Annotated in this window: 21 protein-coding genes; 7 read left to right on the top strand and 14 right to left on the bottom strand. The window is 38.3% G+C overall.

Annotation, left to right across the window (positions count from 1 at the left end; genetic code table 11):
• Positions 1-310 precede the first annotated feature (310 nt).
• On the top strand, positions 311-805 hold the full coding sequence (locus PDT38_RS16235; RefSeq protein ID WP_270803048.1) for a GNAT family N-acetyltransferase: 495 nt from the start codon (positions 311-313) through the stop codon (positions 803-805).
• Positions 806-1131: 326 nt separating this feature from the next.
• Here PDT38_RS16235 and PDT38_RS16230 read toward each other — a convergent pair whose 3' ends face one another.
• The 8 genes from PDT38_RS16230 to PDT38_RS16195 all read right to left on the bottom strand — a co-directional run bounded on the left by PDT38_RS16230 (position 1132) and on the right by PDT38_RS16195 (position 10514).
• A complete protein-coding gene (locus PDT38_RS16230) occupies positions 1132-2142 on the bottom strand; it encodes an SIS domain-containing protein (RefSeq protein WP_270803047.1) in 1011 nt (336 codons plus the stop codon).
• A gap of 17 nt (positions 2143-2159) precedes the next feature.
• The gene (locus PDT38_RS16225) at positions 2160-3218 is read right to left on the bottom strand and encodes an SIS domain-containing protein (protein WP_270803046.1); all 1059 of its coding nucleotides are present in this window, start codon (positions 3216-3218) and stop codon (positions 2160-2162) included.
• A gap of 37 nt (positions 3219-3255) precedes the next feature.
• On the bottom strand, positions 3256-4113 hold the full coding sequence (locus PDT38_RS16220) for a PTS system mannose/fructose/sorbose family transporter subunit IID (RefSeq protein ID WP_270803169.1): 858 nt from the start codon (positions 4111-4113) through the stop codon (positions 3256-3258).
• Positions 4100-4876, bottom strand: a complete 777-nt coding sequence (locus tag PDT38_RS16215) for a PTS mannose/fructose/sorbose/N-acetylgalactosamine transporter subunit IIC (RefSeq protein ID WP_270803045.1) — start codon at positions 4874-4876, stop codon at positions 4100-4102. Before PDT38_RS16215 ends, PDT38_RS16220 begins: the two co-directional genes overlap by 14 nt.
• Positions 4877-4900: 24 nt before the next feature.
• Positions 4901-5371: a PTS sugar transporter subunit IIB gene (locus PDT38_RS16210; RefSeq protein ID WP_270803043.1), complete on the bottom strand. Its 471-nt coding sequence runs from the start codon at positions 5369-5371 to the stop codon at positions 4901-4903.
• 18 nt (positions 5372-5389) lie between these two features.
• Complete coding sequence (locus PDT38_RS16205; protein WP_270803041.1) at positions 5390-5809, bottom strand: PTS sugar transporter subunit IIA; 420 nt, start codon at positions 5807-5809, stop codon at positions 5390-5392.
• Between the two features lie 72 nt (positions 5810-5881).
• Positions 5882-8659 (bottom strand): sigma 54-interacting transcriptional regulator, encoded by a 2778-nt coding sequence (locus tag PDT38_RS16200; RefSeq protein WP_270803038.1) that lies wholly within the window; start codon positions 8657-8659, stop codon positions 5882-5884.
• A gap of 487 nt (positions 8660-9146) precedes the next feature.
• A complete protein-coding gene (locus tag PDT38_RS16195) occupies positions 9147-10514 on the bottom strand; it encodes an aspartate kinase (RefSeq protein WP_270803036.1) in 1368 nt (455 codons plus the stop codon).
• Between the two features lie 270 nt (positions 10515-10784).
• On the opposite strand from PDT38_RS16195, the gene PDT38_RS16190 reads away from it, so the two are divergent.
• The 4 genes from PDT38_RS16190 to PDT38_RS16175 are packed head-to-tail and all read left to right on the top strand — an operon-like array spanning position 10785 to position 14385.
• Positions 10785-11738: an ABC transporter permease gene (locus PDT38_RS16190; RefSeq protein WP_270803034.1), complete on the top strand. Its 954-nt coding sequence runs from the start codon at positions 10785-10787 to the stop codon at positions 11736-11738.
• The gene (locus PDT38_RS16185) at positions 11728-12672 is read left to right on the top strand and encodes an iron chelate uptake ABC transporter family permease subunit (RefSeq protein WP_270803032.1); all 945 of its coding nucleotides are present in this window, start codon (positions 11728-11730) and stop codon (positions 12670-12672) included. The genes PDT38_RS16190 and PDT38_RS16185 overlap by 11 nt, the downstream gene beginning before the upstream one ends.
• On the top strand, positions 12672-13433 hold the full coding sequence (locus PDT38_RS16180) for an iron ABC transporter ATP-binding protein (RefSeq protein ID WP_270803030.1): 762 nt from the start codon (positions 12672-12674) through the stop codon (positions 13431-13433). The genes PDT38_RS16185 and PDT38_RS16180 overlap by 1 nt, the downstream gene beginning before the upstream one ends.
• A gap of 10 nt (positions 13434-13443) precedes the next feature.
• Positions 13444-14385, top strand: a complete 942-nt coding sequence (locus PDT38_RS16175) for a siderophore ABC transporter substrate-binding protein (RefSeq protein WP_270803028.1) — start codon at positions 13444-13446, stop codon at positions 14383-14385.
• Positions 14386-14436: 51 nt separating this feature from the next.
• Here PDT38_RS16175 and PDT38_RS16170 read toward each other — a convergent pair whose 3' ends face one another.
• From PDT38_RS16170 to PDT38_RS16155, 4 genes are all read right to left on the bottom strand, one after another.
• A complete protein-coding gene (locus PDT38_RS16170) occupies positions 14437-15849 on the bottom strand; it encodes an MDR family MFS transporter (protein WP_270803026.1) in 1413 nt (470 codons plus the stop codon).
• On the bottom strand, positions 15846-16718 hold the full coding sequence (locus tag PDT38_RS16165; protein WP_270803025.1) for a TetR/AcrR family transcriptional regulator: 873 nt from the start codon (positions 16716-16718) through the stop codon (positions 15846-15848). The genes PDT38_RS16170 and PDT38_RS16165 overlap by 4 nt, the downstream gene beginning before the upstream one ends.
• 165 nt (positions 16719-16883) lie before the next feature.
• Positions 16884-17621, bottom strand: a complete 738-nt coding sequence (locus PDT38_RS16160; protein WP_270803024.1) for an NADPH-dependent oxidoreductase — start codon at positions 17619-17621, stop codon at positions 16884-16886.
• Positions 17614-17913 (bottom strand): putative quinol monooxygenase, encoded by a 300-nt coding sequence (locus PDT38_RS16155; protein WP_270803023.1) that lies wholly within the window; start codon positions 17911-17913, stop codon positions 17614-17616. The genes PDT38_RS16160 and PDT38_RS16155 overlap by 8 nt, the downstream gene beginning before the upstream one ends.
• Before the next feature lie 140 nt (positions 17914-18053).
• On the opposite strand from PDT38_RS16155, the gene PDT38_RS16150 reads away from it, so the two are divergent.
• Both PDT38_RS16150 and PDT38_RS16145 read left to right on the top strand, forming a co-directional pair.
• On the top strand, positions 18054-18350 hold the full coding sequence (locus PDT38_RS16150; protein WP_270803022.1) for an ArsR/SmtB family transcription factor: 297 nt from the start codon (positions 18054-18056) through the stop codon (positions 18348-18350).
• A gap of 188 nt (positions 18351-18538) precedes the next feature.
• Positions 18539-19933 (top strand): NAD-dependent succinate-semialdehyde dehydrogenase, encoded by a 1395-nt coding sequence (locus PDT38_RS16145; RefSeq protein ID WP_270803021.1) that lies wholly within the window; start codon positions 18539-18541, stop codon positions 19931-19933.
• 80 nt (positions 19934-20013) lie between these two features.
• Here the strand turns inward: PDT38_RS16145 and PDT38_RS16140 are convergent, their stop codons facing one another.
• On the bottom strand, positions 20014-20757 hold the full coding sequence (locus PDT38_RS16140; RefSeq protein ID WP_270803020.1) for a Bax inhibitor-1/YccA family protein: 744 nt from the start codon (positions 20755-20757) through the stop codon (positions 20014-20016).
• A gap of 227 nt (positions 20758-20984) precedes the next feature.
• On the bottom strand, positions 20985-21620 hold the full coding sequence (locus PDT38_RS16135; RefSeq protein WP_270803168.1) for a YcnI family copper-binding membrane protein: 636 nt from the start codon (positions 21618-21620) through the stop codon (positions 20985-20987).

The raw sequence follows: 21620 nt of genomic DNA, 5'->3' as shown, positions 1-21620 counted from the left end.
TCGGCAATTTGGCGAGAGAAGTAAAGTATTAAAAAGAGGAAAAACAGATTTAGGTAGTTGGTGTCTATCTTGGCGGAAACTGTCTCGATTCTGTCATGTGCACGCGATTGTTTTTTTAAAGGGGAAAAAGGGTAGTGAATTGTCAATGAGTATATGTCTTTTTGTTGGGGTACAGATCCATTTTTACAAATGGTTCGAAAAGATCAGGAAGTAAATCATTAGCTAGTTCTCCTAATATAGAGGAGTTACCACTACTTTGTCTCGTTTTATTGGAAAACATGGTAAAATGTATAAAAAGGAGAGGTCTACAATGATCATTAGACCGATTGCAGTAAGTGATGCACAACAATTTGTAGAGTTCAGTAAGAAACTTGATGAGTCTGGTTTTATGTTGTATGAACCTGGGGAACGAAAAACGACTGTTGAAGAGCAAAGAGAATCAATAGAAAGAATTCAATCTGAAAGGAATTCAATCTTTTTTGTAGTAGAAGTTGATAACAAAATTGTTGGGTTTATTTCGGCGTTAGGTGGCAAAGTAAAACGAAACCAACATTCTGCTTACCTTGTTTTAGGTGTCCTTGAAGAATATCAAGGACAAGGGATAGCAACTAAACTATTTCATCAAGTTTTTGAATGGGCAAAAGAAGTAGAAATATCGAGGCTAGAGCTCACTGTTATGAAAGACAATATAAAGGCATTCAATTTATATAGAAAGATGGGGTTTATTTTAGAAGGTGAAAAAGTGCATTCATTGACCTTAAACGGAAAGCCTGTTAATGAATACTATTTATATAAGTTGTTATAAACTAAACTGATTCTTTGGTAGCCTCCAAAGATAGACAAAATAAAGAACATATTTGCTCTAATGGTAGAAAGTTCAGAGCAAGACTTCAAAAATACGAGTGTGAAGATTGTAAAAACAGCCCATTATACAAGGCAACAGAAAATCGACAAGTCCACTGGAATCAGATCTTCAAAGAGAAGGTAAATGCAGTCCTTTATGTGACGAATTGGGCACAAAAGGGCGACCGTTGCTTACATGTCGAGTTTGCAATTGTAGGATTAGATCACAAACATACTGAAAGTAGCAAGCATTCGCCAGCTACTCTCAGACAAATTTTTGGATTTCGTTCAATAATCAAATTGACGATAGTATCGACGTAAATCTAAATCATGGCCGCTATATTTTTCATAGTAACGTGCCAAACGATCAACAAGAAGAGTTGACGAAATTGTTGGTGCGAGAAGCCAGCGAAATTCATCATCAATCCCTTCTAAATCATAGTCTTTCGTATCAATCACAACAAATTTTTTGGTATGTTGTTTGCAAAACTTCTCAACACGTTCATCCAACACTCGACGTTTCCCTTCGCCTTTTACAAGAAAAACAGGAACGTTTTCTTCTATTAATTCTAATGTACCATGGAAGAATTCTGATGATGAAACAGCCTTTGTTCGAACCCATTGCATTTCTTCAAGAATACACATTGAAAATAGATATACTTCACCCCACATCTCACCACCACCGACCCAAATGTTATAAGGCTCACGATGATACTTTCTCGCTATTTCGTCAGCAGTTGGTTCAAATTGCTTCTTTGCACGTAATAAATGTTCAGGAAGCTTTTCAAGCTGGTTGACAAACCGCTCATAGGCAGGGAATTCTCCCGCATTATTCAATAGTTTAAAGATGAGCATAAATAATTGTATATATTCGAATTCAACACCGTTTTTTGCTTTATTTGGAATCACCCAGCGGCTCAACTGTTCTAATGGAGTGTTCGGTGTTCCGACAAGCGATACGACCCGATAACCTTGTTCTTTGCACCATTCGGCTGCTGCAACCGTTTCTTTTGTATCACCAGATTTAGATGCCATAATAACAATTGAATCGCTCGATAATTGATTATGACCTGTTAACACGAGTTCACCTGCTTGTTCAGTGAAAATAGGAATGTCTGTCAGTTGTTTCAACATTTCTTGAATCGGCCACATGATCGCTATTGAACCGCCTACCGAAATGAAAAAAATATTTTTAAAGCCTTCTTCTGTTATTTCATCAGCAATTTTTTCAATTTCCTCTCGAGTTTCGTACGTTAATCTAGCATTCTCTAAGTAAATGTTTTCATTAAATTTCAACATGCTTTTTCACCTCAACTTTAGATTTTGCTTTTTAAAACTTGGTCAAAATCATCAAAAATTCGGACTCCTAAATTGATTCCTTTACCTGTAGCAATTCGATAGGATAGAATTTGAAATGGTATAGCCATAATGAGTGGACTCATCAGTTCGTCGACTTCAATACATAATGCAAGTGTTTTTTCATTTGATTGATGACTAGAATTTGTGATCGTAAAACAATGTTCTGTATAGGAATGGAAGTACTGTTGTAATCGATCAGATCGTTTCGCAAGCGTGCTGTTCGTTTGGATAAAAAACAAGCCATGTGAATCATTCACTTCTAAATACGGTCCATGCATATAAGCCTCTAATTCAAAACCTTGTGAAGGCACGCGAACCGTTTCTGTAAACTTCGTTTCAAATTCTAACGCTGTTCCAACTGTCGGACCATAACCAATTGCGCAATAGCGGGGAATCGCATTCAATTCTTTTGCATGTTTCGCATAAAAGTGTTCTGTTTTTTTAATGATAGAAGGAATATTCTCAGTTAGCTTTTTTAGTTGTTTCATTTCTCTTTCAGCAACTTCTTTTCCCAAACAACCTGATGTCTCTCCAGCAATAATACCGATTAACATTGCTGTTAAAACTGTAGCTGTGAATCCTTTTGTTACAAAACCTACTTTTTCAATGCCGCATCCGATATCAATCACCATATTCGTAAAATCCACAATCGGGCTATCCATTCCGGAAGTTAGTACAGCGGTCGGTAAATCGTTATTTTTGTGAACTTTCTTTAGCGCTTCAATCGTTGAATAGCTATGACCGCTTTGTGAAACAGCAAGTACAAAATCTGTGGATTCTCTTTGTTTTTCATAATGGACAAAGTTAAATGGTTCCTGAATCTCTATCGATACACCAGCTGTTTTTTCGATGTAATATTTAGCACTTAACATAGCATTAGCACTTGAACCGGTTGCAAGGACAAGCCAGTTTTTCGGCTGTTTTGCCGCTATCAACTGCTTGAAAGTGTTTAAATTTTTATCGATATTCTTAATCACTTGTTGACATACTTCTGTTTCCTCATGAATATAAGTCATCATGGTTTCCTTCATTAGCTGTCACATCCATCCGATTTTAATTCGTTCCAAAAACCCCGATCCACGCACCTAATATGCCAACAACAGCTATGCCAAGAAGAATGGTTGTTGCTTTAACCTCTTTTCCTAACAGCCAATAAATAATCCCAAATGCACACAATGGTAAAAGACCAGGCATAATATTGTCTAAGATGTCTTGAATACCGCTAGCACTCTTTCCACTGCCTATTTTCAGTGGAACGTGGATATTGATCATTGTCGCGCTCATCCCACCAATGACGATAAGCCCCAGAATAGCTGCGCCAAATGTTAAATGCCCCATTGCCCCGCTTTTTTGTAATCGCTGCAAGAACCCGGTCCCTATTTTATATCCGAACCTTGCAAGTAAATAGCGAATGGCGATATGTGGGACGTTGAAAATCAGCAAGAACAAAATGGGACCGAGAATATTACCCTGTAAAGCGAGAGAAGTTCCCACGCCTGTTGCGATTAATCGAAGTGTTCCCCAAAAGAACGAATCTCCTAAGCCTGCAAGCGGGCCCATTAAGGATGCCTTTACGTTATTGATTGTATCCGGGTTAAATTGTCGATTCTTTGCATTTTGTTCTTCCATTGCAGCTGATACACCTAACATCAATGTCACGATGTGAGGGGTCGTATTGAAAAATTCTAGGTGACGTTTCAATGCATTCGCTAAATCTTCTTTTTTCTTATATAATTTTTTGAGAATTGGAATCATCGCATACGTATAAGCCATATTCATTTGCCGTTCATAGTTCCAGGAAAATTCTGCTTGAAATGAACGCCAAAACAGTCGGTTCAAATCTTTTTTACTTAAACTATGATTTGTTTCCTCACCAACAGACATTTCTTTGTCCTGATCAAAAGTCTTCATCTTCATCTGCCGCTCCTCCTTCAGTTGCTATTTGCGTCTTCTTGGTTTGCATGACGTTTACCATAATTACGGCAACAATCGCACCGAGTATAGCAATTCCTGTTACAGGAACATGCAAGTAAGCCGCAATGACAAACCCTAAGAAGAAATAAGGAACAACTTGTTTATTAATGAGCAATCTTGCCAGCATTGCAAAACCAAGTGCAGGAAGAATTCCTGTCGCTATTTGCAATCCTGTTTGAACAAATTGAGGAATAGTATCTAATAGATGTTTAATCGCATCGCTTCCAACATAAAATGAAATTGTAACAATGCATGCAAGTAGGAAGGAGAGTCCGAATCCTCCAATTAAATGCATCGCTTCAACACCGCGAGTGTTTGCTTTTTCGGCATACTTGTCAGCTTTATGGGAAAGGATTGGCAAGAAAATGCCTAAGTATATATTTTTTAAAACGAGAGTTAACGTTGCAATTGGCAATCCGAGCAATAGGGCCGTTTCTGTTCCTGCATGTGAAGAGATGGCAAATGCAGTTCCAAGTATTCCTCCAGTTACAACATCTGGTGGAATGGCAGCTCCAACTGAGAATGACCCGATAAAGGCTAATTCCAGTGTCGCTCCCATGATAATGCCTGTTTTGATATCACCCATGACAAGTCCAGTTAACAACCCTGTGAACAGTGGGCGTGATAGCAAGCTCGTTCCTAACGCATATTCACTTTGGGCAATGAAGGCGACTAGTCCTAGCAAAAGTGCAGTCAGCATATTCTAACCTCCCTCGGTTGAAATTTAAAAAAGGGTTTCTGCATCAATCTTTTTATCATTTGGAACTTGCCTAATTTCGACTTCAACACCTTGTGATATCATTTTTTTAACTAACTCTTCCTCGTCAGGTAAAAGGTTGACGGCTTTTGAAATATGACGGGTTCCTTTTTTGGCTTTCACTCCACCTAGGTTAACTTGACGAATGTCTGAATATTGGCTTACAATTCTTTCTGCATCGGCAACTGATTCGACCACGATAAACAGCTTGTATTTATCGGTTACACCACTTTTCAAAGCTTGAATGGAATCCTCAATCGTTTTGATGACTAGTTTTACACCTTGTGGTTTTGCTAATTTAATTGTTGTTTTTCTCAATTCATCAGTTGGTACATCGTCATTGGCAATCAAAATACAATCTGCCCCTAAATGTTGTGTCCAAGAGAAAGCGACTTGTCCATGTAATAAACGATGGTCAACACGTAACAACTTAATCAAGAGAACCATCCTTTCTGTTTAAAAATCCTCATCTGCATCCTCATTGTTCAATATTGCGTTACAATATTGAATAGATCGTTTTGAGTTAACCAATGCCGTTTTAATTAAATTCACCACATCTTTTTCATGCTTACTCATTGTCACAAGCTCAATGACAAGTGGTAAATTCAATCCTGCAATCACATGAATACGTTTATCATCTAATAGGTTCATAAACTCATTGTTAATACTACCGCCGAAAATGTCTGTCACGACAACAAGTTCGTCATTTACATCAAGATCTTCTAATAATTCGTTCATTTGTGTTTGAAGGTCTTCATTTTCGTTTGTGTATGCATTAATCGTCCTAATGTTTTCGTGTTTACCTTTTATCAATTCAAGTGAATGAAGAATTCCATCAGCAAATTTTCCATGGGATGCAAGTACAAAGTGTCTCAAGTAGCATCACCTCCTCTTCGTTTTCTCACAATATTTAAAGTGCAAGAAGCGTGCCAAATTAGTGGCACGCTTTTAAAATTCGCTATCATTGCTTGATTCGGCTATTAAATAATCATAAATATAACCAATTTCAGCAAGATTAATTTTGACATTATAAATGGATTCTATGACACTAAATGCTTCTTTTATATAATTGATCATATCTTTTTGACACTGTTTAAATGTTTCAGCATTTATATAGTTTTCAATTGGAGCTTGCCGGATTAAACGTTCAACCAAACAGCTGACATGAACATAGAGAGCGATTTTTTTAACATTGGCTAGACGTTTATTTAACAATAATTCTAACCGGTTAAGAAACTCTTCGACATGAGTAAGGATCTTGTTTGTATCTAATATTGTAAGGGATTCAATGACACGTTCTAGCGAACAGTTTCGAATCAGGTTATCATTAATGCCTTGAATTTGTTCGTTACTGTAGTATGGTTGAAACATTTTGCGGAACTTTTCTTCTCCTTGACCAGAGATCAAATCTTCAAGAGAAATGTAAGCGATTTGATCAAGCCCCGGGTCTGCAGTCCCAATCACTGCAAGCACTTGATACATTTGAAAAATTGCCTCAGATGTACCATGCTCTTTTAACCGATTGTAGTCATGGGCCATCACCTTTATTTCTAAATCTTCTGGAATGCTTGCTGTAAGCAGTTTCTGAATTTGGATCGCTGTTCCCATTCCTGTCATACATGATGTGACAATTACTTTTTCTTTCTTTGTTTCAGGATAAATGATGCTATATTCTGTTTGATTAGCAGCTTGAAGTCTCTCAATCATATCTTCCAAATACAAATCTTTGTTAAGCATGTCTCCGAGATAAAGTGCCATCTGTGTTGAAACATGATTCATAATGACAATCGGTCCATTGATATGCATTTTGAATTGTGAGTAGATATCTTTTAATGACCCCATATCGACCAAAATCACGAGACCTTTGGAGACATCATTGTGTTCAATATAATTCAACACTTGTGCTGCAATGTCTTCGACGGAAACATCAATTGGCATATCGAATGCTTCAAACATATTTTTGTGGAGTAAACGGTTCGCAACATTGGCAATACTTGAGGCGGTTGCATAGCCGTGAGCGAGAATGATGGCTTTTACTTTGTTATTTGTCTGTTCCATTGCGATACTCCGCAAGTAAAAGGTAAGAAAGATTTTATCCATTTTATATAATTTTACGTCAAGCTTACTTTCGATAAAATGAACAAGCTGTTTAGCCAACTGTTTCTCTATTTTATAGTTTAAATCTACAAACTTAGACAAATTTTCAATTACGGTTTTTTGTTTTTTTACCAACTGCAATTCTGCATTGCCTTTGTAATAAAGAAAGTATGCCATTGCATACACACTGTTGCCATTAAATCTAACATTAAACATGTTTTCAAGATGGTGAAAGATTTCTTGGACATTTACTGTCGTTAATTCCATCATGACTCCCGCATGTTTTTTTGACGCATGAAAGATGAGGTTGTCAAATAGGAGATTTGTTTCATTAAATATATATTTTTCAAAAATTGGGCGATCAAAGTTTGTAGATTGGTGTTCTTCGTAAAATTTCAGGATGTGAGAATAGGTTGTTTTGATTTGACTTAAATATGAAGTACTTGATTTAAATAATTGATCCAATGTTGTATTTGGTGAGATAATGATCTCATGATTTTGCTTATATTTGCTGTCAGTATAACGAATCGTGTCTTCCAAAATGTTTTCCGGTAAGTCAAGCAGTGTAATTGACACTTCTTTTTTCTGCGCTTCCTTTTTTATAAACGCGGAAGCAGCGATATATTTGATAAGGTTTTTTAACTCCCCCATGTTTCCGTCATAATGGTGTTTCGTCAAGGCATCAAGTGCCCTTGTAGATATTCGCAGTGGAAGCCGAAGCTTTTGTGCTTCATTTATCAAAAATAGATAGACAAATTGTTTTTTTTCTTTTTCTCCTCGTTCATCAAGACCTGGAATCCAGACTTTGATGGGAATTCGTCGCAGGAATGTACGGAGGAAACTTCTTTCCAACTCCTCAGTTGTAGCAAAAATAAGACGTACATTCGCTTGATGTTCGCCTTCGCTTTCTCCCATTCGCCGAAAGATTCCTTGATCAAGAAATGTGAATAATTTTTCTTGTCCTTCTTCATTTAGCCGATGAACTTCATCTAAAAATAAGATGCCACCATCTGCTGCATCAAGCAACCCCCGTTTTGTCGCATCAGCACCGGTAAAGGCGCCTTTTACATAACCAAACAAGTTGCTTGACAATAGTTCAGCATTATTGGCATATTGTGCACAATTAAAGCTAATAAACGGGGCATTTTTCGGAAGAATGCCTTTTTCCAAACTGTATTGGTAAATCAAATTCGCCATATAACTTTTTCCTACACCTGTTGGCCCGTGTAAAATAATCGGCAACCCGTCCGGATAACAAACCGATGTCTTAATTTGTTCAATTGCTCTCTTTAAACTTCCATCTGCACCAATTAATTGGTCAAACAGATCTAAGTCGATTACAGATATCGGCTCCGACTCTTTTAATTCTTGAAAACTATCAAATATACAAGTCGAAAGTTGAAACTTCTTCTCCTCAAAAATTTTTCGACTTAAAAAGTAAACGGGTCTTGTATTAATCTTGATAACGAGCCCCTCATGAACAAGTTGATTTAAATAATGGCTGACCGTATTCCGTTTGACATGAAAGATTTTCGATATTTCCACTGCCGTAAATGTCACAGATGGCTTGTCCAAGTCAAAATGACACGTTTCTTCCTCAAGATATGAAAGCAAATCTTTTTTTAACATGTATGACCCACCTTTTTTGTAAACGATTACATTTGTGATCTTTACAAGTGAACTTACTGCAAATTCAATTGTACAGTATTGAAAACAAAAATAGTGCAGTAAGTAAAGGTGGAACCTCTTTCATCAAATGTATGAATGAGGTTCCGTAAGACTTTTTCTCTATTTTTCAAATCGCATTGTTTCTGTATCATCACCTTTTTGCATTTCTTATACTCGAATAGAACTGTCATGCTCAGTTTCCCTGAGATTCTGTAGCCTAGCCTTTATTCCAATGCTTCTCAAGGGAACCATAGTCGACCTCAACTGCATCCCAATGGTTTATCAAATGATCAAAGTGGATTGAAATTTCTAGAGCATTGATCTACCGTAAGTTGTGCGGGATTTCTATTTAAATGCGAAAAGGTGTTCAATGAGTGGTTAACATCAAAGATTGACTAGAACTTATCTGACTGACGAGGGTTGTCTGCCTTTCATTTTGTGTTTGTGTTCATTCTGTAATCAGCGCTTTTTCGAAAAACGCTTTGTATAAAGCGATAACCGCCTGTTTTTCTTGAGCTTCTTTAACACCAAACATGATGCTGACTTCAGATGAGCCTTGATTGATCATTTCGATGTTGACCTGTGCATCTGAGAGTGCTTTAGTTGCTCTTGCTGTTGTCCCAACATTATGGCGCATCGCTTGACCAACCACCATCACTAAGGCAATGTGGTGTTCAACTATCACTTCATCTGCATCAAGTTCATCTTTGATACGCTTAATCATCCTGTTTTCAATTGTTTCATCCATCTGATCCTGTCTTAGGATAATGGTGATGTCGTCAATACCTGAAGGGATATGCTCATATGTTAGGCGATCATCTTCAAAGATTTGCAGGACACGGCGTCCAAATCCAATTTCGCGGTTCATCAAATACTTGCTGATATAAATGCTACAAAACCCGCTGTCACTTGCGATGCCGATAACTGGTCCATTCGTGCTGTCACGTTTTGGAACAACTGTGGTTCCTTCCGCATCGGGGTTATTCGTATTTTTAATTTGAACTGGAATATCTGCGCGATAAGCTGGAATTAGGGCCTCATCGTGGAAGACGGAGAAACCGGCATATGATAGCTCACGCATTTCTCGATAAGTAAGTTCACGGATTTCTTTTGGGTTTGAAACGATTGAGGGATTGACGGAATAGACAGCATCAACGTCTGTAAAGTTCTCATATAGATCAGCTTTTAAGGCGTTTGCTAAAATTGAGCCTGTAATATCTGAACCACTGCGCGAGAAAGTGATCATGTCTCCATGGTGATTAAATCCGAAAAATCCAGGAAAAATGATGATTCCTTGCTGCTTTTTTAGTTTAGATAAATTTTGATATGATTCTGGTTGGACTTGGGCATTTCCAGGTTCACTTGTAACAAACAGGCCAGCATCTTTCGGACTGACATAATGAGCATCAGCTCCTTGGTGCCGGAAATAAGCTGCTACTAACTTGGCATGATGATCTTCTCCACTAGCTTTAATCGAATCAATGTAACGACTAGGGTCTTGTTGATCACCTTCAAGAAGCTGACATAAATCTGAGCGAATCAGATTGATCACGTCATTTGAAAGTCCCAGTTCATCAGCGATATCAGCATAGCGGCTAACAATGGATTCTACCAGTTCAGGCGCTTCACCAAATAATAAATACTGCTTAGCGCAGTTAATGAGCAAATCTGTTACTTTCGTATCTTCTGCATTTCGTTTCCCGGGTGCAGAAACAACGACAACTGTTCGCTCAGGATCTGACGTCACAATTTTAAAAACCTTTTCTAGCTGAGCTCCTGTTGCCAGTGAACTGCCACCAAACTTTACGACTTTCATAACTTACATCCCCTAATTTTAAATTTTCTAAATAAATTTAATCTTTATTATTGCGCTTTTCGAAAGAAGAAGCAAGTTTTTTCTTTTTGTGGAGTACAAATGTTTTTTTGCAATGGACTTTGTTTAGTTATTTTATAATACCTCTAATTTTTATATCAATCATCTTGACTATGTTAAAAAAGATGATAATATGATGAAAGACCCTATTGATAATGATAATCATTTACACTTGGCGTTGGGATAGGTTGGTATGCAAGGAGGCGATAGCAGATGAAATTACGGTATTTACTGCTTTTGCTAATGATTTTTTCGTTTAGTTCCATTTTCATTGGTGTTAAGCAGTTGTCACCGCTCGATCTATTCCACCTTAATAAGAATGAGATGCAAATCTTATACATAAGTCGGATTCCACGGATGGTCAGTATTGTGCTTGCCGGAATGAGTCTCAGTATTTGCGGTCTTATCATGCAGCAGTTGACGCGCAATAAGTTCGTGTCACCGACAACAGCTGGAACGATGGAGTGGGCAAGGCTTGGTGTGATTATTGCCATATTGCTGTTCTCGTCTGCCAGCATTGTTGTAAAAATGCTGTTTGCCTTTGGTTTTGCACTATTTGGCAGTTTTTTGTTTGTGAAAATATTAGAAAGAATCAAGTTTAAAGATACCGTGTTTATCCCTCTCGTCGGTTTAATGCTAGGGAGCGTTGTCAGTGCGATCTCAACTTTTATTGCTTATCAGTATAACCTCATTCAAAATGTCAATGCATGGTTTGAAGGGAATTTCTCATTGATGATGCAAGGGAGATATGAACTTTTATATCTGAGTATTCCGCTCGTTATCATTGCCTATCTATTTGCCAATCGATTTACTGTGGCTGGGATGGGAGAGAGCTTTTCAGTCAATTTGGGTTTACATTATCGACGCGTGATAAATATTGGGCTAATCATTGTCGCTGTTATTTCGTCAGTTGTCATTTTGACGGTTGGTATGCTTCCCTTTTTGGGTCTGATTATTCCCAACATTGTCTCCCTTTATCGAGGAGATCATTTGAAAAACAGCCTTCCCCATACAGCAATACTTGGTGCAGTCTTTGTTCTGTTCTGTGATATGTTGGGGAGATTGGTCATTTATCCATATGAAATCTCGGTCGGTTTAATGGTCGGTATCATTGGAAGTGTCATTTTTCTTTACTTGCTTTTAAGGAGAAAAGCTTATGCAGCATAAACGGAAAATGCTCGTACTTTTCATCATAGCAGTCTTCACAATCGGGTTGTTCCTGTTTTACGGTTTGCCTTCTGTTTGGGAATATGCATTGCCGCGAAGAATGACCAAGGTGTTAGCGATTATTGCTATCGGTACAGCCATTACGTATTCAACAATGATTTTCCAAACCATTACAAATAATAGAATTTTGACCCCAAGCATTCTTGGTTTGGACTCCCTTTATGTTCTGCTGCAGACTGCGGTGATTTATTTTTTCGGTGCTACCAGCTTGGCTGATTTGGGGAAAAATGAAAACTTTCTATTGTCTACAGGATTAATGGTTTGCTTTTCATTTCTGTTATTTGTGTTGATGTTTCGCCGTGGAGGAAGGCATGTCTTCCTGCTTCTTCTTGTTGGTATCGTGTTTGGTACATTGTTCAGAAGTTTGTCTTCTTTTATGCAAATGCTGATTGATCCGAATGAATTTCAGGTTGTACAAAGTAAAATGTTCGCTAGCTTCAACAATTTAAATACGGATATTTTAGGGCTTGCTTCCATAATGATACTAGTGGTTCTTGCCTATGCATGGCGGTTTAACAGTTATTTTGATGTGATATCACTAGGCAGAGATCAAGCAATTAATCTTGGAATTGATTATGATCGTATCGTCAAGAAAATGCTGATTGTTGTCGCTCTACTTGTTTCTGTCTCAACCGCGCTTGTTGGACCGATCACATTTCTAGGTTTGCTTGTCGTCAATGTGGTGCGGGAAGTGTTTAAGACATATAAGCACAGTATTCTCATTCCCGGAGCGATTCTGTTTAGCATCATCACACTTGCCGGTGGTCAGTTTATTGTTGAAAGGCTATTTGGCCTAACAGTGACTTTAGTTGTGATCATTGATTTTATTGGTGGGATTTATTTTATTTACCTGCTGCTAAAGGAGCGTAAATGATGATAGAAGTACAGCATGTTCATAAACAATACGGAGATCAAGTGGTTGCTTGTGATACATCATTAACAATACCAAAAGGCAAAATTACCTCTTTTATCGGACCGAATGGAGCAGGGAAAAGCACATTGCTTTCTATCATGAGCAGGCTGATAAAAATGGACTCGGGTAAAGTGTTAATCGATGGCAAGGAAATCGATGCGTATAAAAGCAATGATTTAGCGAAAAAAATTAGCATTTTGAAGCAGTCCAATCAAATTAACATTAGACTAACCGTCAGAGAGCTCGTCAGTTTTGGCCGGTTTCCTTATTCACAAGGGAGACTAACGAAAGCTGATTGGACATTTGTTGATGAAGCGATCGATTATATGAAACTGAAAGACATTCAACATAAACATCTTGATCAGTTGAGTGGAGGTCAATGCCAACGGGCCTTTATTGCAATGGTTATTGCACAGGATACCGATTATATTTTGCTTGATGAACCATTAAACAACCTTGATATGAAGCATTCCGTAGATATTATGAAACTACTGAAAAACATAGTCGAAAAACTAAATAAAACGATTGTGATTGTCATTCATGATATAAACTTTGCTTCCGTTTATTCTGATCGAATTGTCGCCTTTAAAAACGGTCAGATTGTCAAAGAAGGGGCGACAGAAGAAATTATTCAAACATCGGTGTTGAAAGACGTTTTCGATATGAATATTCCGATTCAACAAATTGATGATCAAAAAATTTGTGTTTATTTTAAAGGATGAGGTGATTGTTGTGAAAAAATTATCATTACTAATAATGACATTAATTGCAGTTCTCGTAATCGCTGCTTGTGGTAACAAAACATCGGATTCAAATGGAACTAAAAAAGGAGAAACGGTCACGATTAAACATGCCAGTGAGACAACAGATGTTCCAAAAAACCCGAAAAAAGTTGTCGTCTTGAACTATGGGATACTTGATACACTTGACAAATTAGGACTCAGTGACCGGGTCGTCGGACTTCCAAAACAACCCCTACCGAATTATCTTAAAAAATATAATGATAAAAAATATGAAAGTGTTGGTAGCCTGAAAGAAATTGATTTTGAAAAATTGAAAGAACTTGACCCGGATTTGATTATTATTGAACCGAGACAGTCTGAGCAGTTTGAAGAATTTAAAGAGATTGCACCAACAATTAATATTCAAGTTGATCAGAAAAACTACATGGAAAGCTTTAAAGAGAACACCGAAAAAATCGGGAAAATTTTTGACAAAGAGGATGCAGTCAAAGATGCACTTGCGAAAATTGATGCTCAAGTCAAAAATGTGAATAAATTAGCGAAAGAAAAAGGCGGAAAAGGGCTTGTTGTTTTAACGAGTGATAAACAGATTAGCGCGTTTGGAAGTGGATCAAGATTTGGTTTAGTTCACGATGTACTAGGTGTTGCACCAGCTGACCAAAATATCGAAGCTTCCCTTCATGGAAAAAGCGTAACTTCCGAGTATATTTCAGAAAAAAATCCGGATTACCTGTTTGTCATTGACCGGAGCGCAGCCATTGGTGAAAAAGGATCAGCTAAAGAAGTGATTGAAAATCAAATGGTCAAATCAACTAATGCTTATAAAAACGGACATATCACATACCTTGACCCAGGTTACTGGTACTTATCAGGCGGCGGTCTTGAGTCTGTAGCTGAAATGACAAACGAAATTGAAAAGGGCTTGAAATAAGAAAGAAAAAACACCCCTAAAGCTACATTAGCTTTAGGGGTGTTTTATTTGTTATGCAAGCTGTTTTTGTTTTTGCGGCTTTTTCTTCAGTGTGAACGAAAGGATAAAGCCAATCAGTGCTAAAATCGCCGCAACGATAAATGCGGAGTCTATTCCATGTGTCAATGCGTTGAGCGGATTTGTGGTACTGGCATTTTTTGCTGAACTGCTCATGACGGAGATTAAGACAGCAGTACCGATCGAGCCGCCGACTTGGCGCATCGTATTGTTCATTGCAGTTCCATGTGGAATAAGGTGCGGTGGCAACGCATTAATACCAGCTGTTGTCAGCGGCATCATGATCATTGAAGTCCCGATCATTCGCACAGTGTACATCACGACGATAAATGGAAGTGGTGTATCCATATTCAAATCTGCGAACGGAATCGTTGTAAACAACAAGATCGCAAAACCGATAATGGCTAAACCTTTTCCACCAATTTTATCAAAAACTCTGCCAATGATCGGCGACATAATACCCATGGCAACTGCTCCCGGTAAGAGCATCAGACCGGAGTCAAAAGCCGTAACATCTCTCACATTTTGTGTATACAACGGCAAAATCGTTTCGGTCCCAATCATTAAAGCAAAGACAATCATTCCAAGGAAAGTGGTGATGCTGAATGTCCATGATTGAAAAACACGGAATTCGAGCATTGGCCTTTTAAGCGACATCTGTCTCATAATAAAGAAGAATAAAGAGATCGCTCCAACTAAAAAGGAAATCAGCACGGTGTTACTTAGCCAGCCGTCTGAACCAGCACTGCTGAAGCCATATAATAATCCCCCAAAACCTAAGCTTGACAGAATGATTGAAAACATATCAAGCGATGTTTCTCTCAATTTCGTTACGTTTTTCATCAGTATCGTGACTAATAGTAAGTCGATAAGAGCAATTGGCAAAATAATATAAAATAATGATCTCCATGTGTAGCTATCAACAATCCAACCGGATAATGTCGGTCCAATAGCTGGTGCGAAAGCGATCACCAAACCGACCATGCCCATTGCTGACCCGCGTTTTTCAATTGGGAAAATCGTTAAAAAGATCGTTTGCATCAATGGCATCATAATGCCTGCACCTGCGGCCTGAATGATTCGTGCGGTTAAAAGAATCGGAAAATTAGGGGCTAATGCACCAACAATTGTTCCTGCCGTAAAGATCCCCATTGCGGTGATCACCAGTGTGCGGCTTGAAAATTTTTCGATTAAAAACGCGCTAATCGGTATGAGGATACCGTTCGTCAGCATAAAAGCAGTTGTTAGCCATTGTCCCTTTGTTTCATCTATGTTTAAATCTGCCATGATATGCGGCAGTGCAGTCACGAGAAGTGTTTGGTTCAAAATCGCAATAAACGCTCCTAGTATGAGTAAACCGACAATAACTTTTCGATTATATGTGTGTTGTTCAGTTTGTGGGTTCATTGTACATCCCCTCTTAATGTGGTTTTCATTTGTGAAATCTCTTGTTGTAATTCTTTCATTTTTTCTAAATAATCAAGGAGAGCCTCAATTAAGAACATCCGAGGCTCTTCAGCAAACAATTCTTCTTCAAGTAAGGCAACTGTAGATAATAAATCTTTGTGATTTACATGTGAAGTGATCAAGCCTTTCATTTGCTGTAAATGACTAGCTAGCAGTTCTTCTTTTTGAGGATAGTGGGCTGTTACCGAACTGGTGTAGCTGGCAATCATCTCCTCATTTAATAAAGACTTCTGACCGATCGATTTCTCCACATACAGATCTAATACAGTTAAAATAAAGTGGGGAATGGCATCAATATCCGGTTTGGTTTTTTTGATGGTCACTAAGAAGTAAAATTCCCTCATCAGCCCATGGAAGATCATGACTAGGTCCCATATAAATGGCTTCACTTTATCTCCATACGCTTGAATGATCGAATCTTTGTGCCAACAGATGATCATTGACTTTGTCTGGCGAAGATGTTTTTTGAAGACTTTCGTGTTTGGAAATGAACCATCATCTGACATGAGATGAACCCATTGACGGTTTTCTTTAAACTCGATGATTTCCAAAGCGATTTTCTTCGTTAGTTTTTCCCGTGGAGATAGGCTTGAATCAGCATTTATTTTTGCCCCCTTTTTTAACATTTCCTCTTTTCTGAAGTTGGTCAATGCTAGTAAAAGGTCTTCTTTTGATTGAAATAACTTATAAATGGAGGCTTTTGATATTTTGCACGCTTCAGCGATCGCTTGCATGGAAACATTGTGATAACCTTTTTCGGTAAATAACTTTTTAGCAGCCTTGATAATAGCTAATTTTTTCTCGTTCATGCTAGAGTCCTTCTCTCAAAAAAGATAAAACTCATGAGTCACTAAAAAACCCAAGAGTTTTGATACGAGAATATTAGCAGATTGATTTGGTGTTAGTCAACGATTTTACCTTATGATGACAAAAGAACGCTTGTATCGTGAAAAGATACAAGCGAGAGATGAAGGTTATTTTAATTTAAATCCCTGTTTTTCAAGCATCATCCGAATGTCGGGGTAGTAGACGCGGTTGTAATAAGAGGTAATCCCTTGTGACCAGTTTCTTAATTCCTGCCCATTTGTACGTTCTTTCATATATTCAGCTATTTCATCATCATATTCATCGATCTGTGCTTTTAGATCGTTTTGGTAAGTTTCCTGATGAATAACCGCTTCTTGAGGCAAGCGGGGCTTTTTAGCAGAACGATTTGCCGGATGTCCAATGACAAGTCCTGATACTGGAAATACATATTTCGGAATATCGAGCAGTTCGATGAGTTCCACAGCTTGACCGCGCACAGCCCCAATCGGTACAATGCCAAGTCCCATAGACTCAGCGGCTGTCATCGCATTTGCCAGAGCAATTCCGACGTCACAGGCTCCAACGAGGATCGATTCAATCCCATCTGTGATAGCGAGCTCTTCACCATTTTTCTCTAAAGCAATCTTTGCTCGATTGAAATCGGCGCAAAACAGGAGAAAGACAGGAGCCTCTTCAATCCAAGGTTGGCCGCCAGCAAGTTCGGCGATTTTCTTTTTCCGCTCCTTCTCCTGAACAGTAATAACGGTAACTTGTTGACCATTAATCGAAGTCGGAGCAGCCTGTACAGATTGGATGATACTGTCAAGCTGTTTTTTACTTACTGGTTCATCCGTATAGCTGCGAATTGATCTGTGATCTGTTAATGTTTTTAATACGTCATTCATATGTATTGACTCCTTTCTCAGTCCGAATGATTTGAAGCGGTTCTGCCAAAGCTTCAGTAGAAGACCCAATAAAGGATTGAAAATGTTCTGTTTGTTGATGAGCTAAAAGTGCTTTTTCATCTTCCCATTGTTCAAGCATGACAAAGTGATTCGGGTTTTCTGTATTTTCAAATAGCTGATATTGCGTATTTCCCGTCTCTTTTCGTGAACTCTTGAGAAGGGTCTGAATCCCGTCCAAAAAAGATTGACGTTTTTCTGGTTTTACATTCATATAAGCCTGCAAGATAATCATAAGTTAATTCCTCCATTATGACCGATTGTTCGATGATCGTCGAACTGATTGAATCTTATCATTCACTAGAGCCATTCGGCAACCATTTTGCTTACTAGACAACAATTGTTTTCAAATCAGGGTTATGATACATTTAACCCATGAAAACACATAAAATGACTTTAACTTCTGTTTTACATGCTTTGAATGATCCGATCAGATTGGAGATTGTCAAATGTTTGGCAGAAACAACCGAAAAAACGTGTGGCGCATATTCCAATATTAATGTGGCAAAATCGACGTTATCTCACCACTTCAAAGTACTTAGGGAAGCTGGCATTCTTAAAGTGCGAATTGAAGGAAAGCATCACTATTATTCGCTTTGTAAAGATGAGATCGAACGTCAATTTCCGGGGTTATTGAAAGCCATTCTTCAGGTTGAAAAAGAGCGATGGTAACGAATTTTAACTTCAATGAAATTGTTCTGGCATAGCTTACACTCTCCGTTCATCAATTCATCTATTTATTTTCAAACACATAACTGGAAAACAACAGGTTGATTTGCTATCCTCTTAAGACTACCTTTTATCTCCGGGCACTTGCTCGGTGTAATAGAGTATTGGAAAAACAGGGGAGGGGATTTGAATTGACTAGTAGATTAGAAGTGTTTAATCCAGCGACAGGAGAAAAAATTCGGTCTATTCCCGAGCAATCCGCTCAGCAAGTCAACGAAACCATCGAACGATCACATCGAGCGTTTCAACAATGGTCGAAAATCTCGGCAAAACATCGAGCTTCATTACTAAAAAAATGGTTCGATCTCATTGGCGAACATCAAAAGGAATTGGCGAACATCATTACGCTTGAGAATGGAAAACCATTTCAAGAAGCGCTTGGTGAAGTGACATATGCGGCAGAGTATATCGAATGGTATGCAGAGGAAGCTAAGCGTGTTTATGGAAGAACAATTCCTGCATCTGTTACGAATAAACGGATTATCGTCACACGTCAAGCTGTCGGTCCGGTTGCGGCCATTACACCATGGAACTTTCCTGCGGCAATGATCACGAGGAAAGCGGCGCCAGCTTTAGCTGCAGGTTGCACCTTTATCATAAAACCTGCTCCTGATACACCACTGACCGCGCTTGAACTAGTACGCCTTGGACATATTGCTGGTATTCCAGAAGATGTTTTACAGTGTGTCATTGGTGATGGAGAAGAGATTGGCTCTATTTTTACAAACCATCCTTTCATTCGCAAAATCACATTCACAGGATCAACACCAGTCGGTAAGCAATTGATGAAAAACAGTGCCTCTACGGTAAAGCATTTATCTATGGAGCTTGGCGGTCATGCGCCATTGATCGTTGATCAGGATGCTAACATTGATCTTGCAGTCAAACAGACGATGCTTTCTAAATTTAGAAATGCTGGACAAACTTGTGTATGTGCAAACCGGCTTATCGTCCATGAATCAATTAAAGATCAGTTTGCTGATCGACTCAATCAGGAAGTTGCTAAGTTAAAAGTGGGGAACGGTCTTGAAGAAGGCATTTCAGTCGGTCCCATTATTAATCAAAAGGGTTTCCAAAAAATTGTTGAGCAAATCAATGATGCGGTCGATAAGGGTGCAAATGTGTTGATCGGTGCGAAGTATGATGTTGATGATGAAAAATCATGTTATTTTGTTCATCCGACTATCTTAACTGATGTCGATCTTTCAATGAAAATCATGCATGAAGAAACGTTTGGCCCAGTTGCTCCAATCATTACTTTTCAAACATTGGAAGAAGCAATTAAACTAGCTAATGATACTCCATACGGTTTAGCGGCTTATTTCTTTACGGAAAATTACCGCCGTGGCATTTATTTGTCAGAACAGCTTGATTATGGGATTGTCGGCTGGAATGATGGTGGACCGTCAACTGTACAGGCACCATTTGGTGGGATGAAAGAAAGTGGAATTGGACGTGAAGGTGGACAGGAAGGAATAGAACCTTATTTAGAAACGAAATATTTGTCGATCGGATTGGATGAATGAGTGTGGAAAACCCCTTCTGAATCAGATAGATTCGGAAGGGGTTTTGATATCCTCGAGTAACCCTGCTAGAGGTCATCCACTTAATTATTTAATAGACGAGAAAGAATTCTTAGTATTCTTAGGACTTCTACATAGACCCAGACAATAGATATCATAAGTCCCAATGCAAAGTACCACTCCATATATTGAGGGAGTCCTTCATTTGCTCCATCATCAATCATCCGGAAATCAACGAGTAGATTACTTGCGGCAACAAATAGACAGAAAACACCAATCCCTAAGGCGATCCAGTTGCTTCCAAAGATCAGACTTCCAGATGTGACATGTAACGACATTAACAGTAATTCAATGCAATAAAATAAAGCAATTCCGATTGTTAGTCCTGTAATCAATTTTACAAAACCATTTGAAACGCGGAGGACTTTTGCTCTATATAGAATGAACAGAGTGAAAAAAATCACAGCTGTAATGATAAATGCTTCAAGCATAAATTCGTTGAACAGTGTAAAGGAGCCTAGTACAATTCCTTCGGCGATTGCATAAATCGGTGCCAAAACAGGACTCCACTGAGGTTTAAAGCATGAAATGATAACGATTAAAAAGGCAATAAAGGCCATAATGCCAATCATAGGACTAAAGGTTAAATGGTAAGTCGTCATATACCATGCAGTTCCTATGAAACTTAAAAACATGAGAATGAATAATAAACCGGTCTTTTGTAAGGCCCCGCTTTGAGTCATTAGACCGTCATTTTCGACACCTATTTGATTTTCCCATCTATTTAGAGATAATGCTGGATTACTAGTCGTTCTATTTCTAATCAAAATACGTTTCCTACCTTTCACAATATGTAAATAGCTAATATTAATTTTTGTCTAAGATTAAAACGATCCTCCTTCTATTTCCTATCTAGACCATAGTCATTTTATAACAATCACTCATGTTATGCACCCGAAATCCGTTAAAATGTCAAGAATGAGTAAAAGAGACTATATCCTATTTCCTATAAAAATTCAGACGATATGGATAAACATATCGTCTGAATCAAAAATTATGATTTTTTTCTGCGAATTGTCACGATTAAGGCAATGCCTCCAAGCAGCACGGCAAGGATCGAAAGAATTAGAGAAGCGGTTTGAATCCCTTGATTTCCTGCCGATTCCTCTGCCGGGCTTTCTTTTGTTGTTGCACCATGTTCATTTACCGTTTCTTGGCCAAGTTTAGAAGCATTGACAATGTTTGTTAGAGCGTGCGGAGTATCGGCATTTTCGTCACCGGTCCATTCGACAATACTTCCGTCTTTGTAATATTGATAGGCGTCCCAAGCAGCTTTTTGTTCTTTATCAGGGTTTTTGGCAGTGAAAGTAAACTGTTGAAACTCTCCAGGCTTTATGCCGCCGTTCTTTGCTTCCCAAGTTACTCTCATCACTTTTCCATTTTTTCCTGTTTCTGAAGTGAATTTCCAACCTTGTACTGGTTCATACTGCTGAAATTCAACACCGTTTGGCATACTGAGAACCACTTTTGTTGTTGCGATGTCTTTTTCAACAGGAACTTTCATTGTATACGTCTCCCATGAACCTGTCGCAGATTCTTTTGGTTTTATGGTAACATGGGCGCTGGCTGGTACGGTAAAAAGCAGAAATGCGGCAATAATTGCACTTAAACAGATGGTTTTTTTCATTAT

Origin of the sequence: Bacillus changyiensis, from assembly GCF_027706145.1 — a bacterium.
Classification (GTDB): Bacteria; Bacillota; Bacilli; order Bacillales; family Bacillaceae; genus Bacillus; species Bacillus changyiensis.
This window is presented reverse-complemented; position numbering and strand designations above follow the sequence as displayed.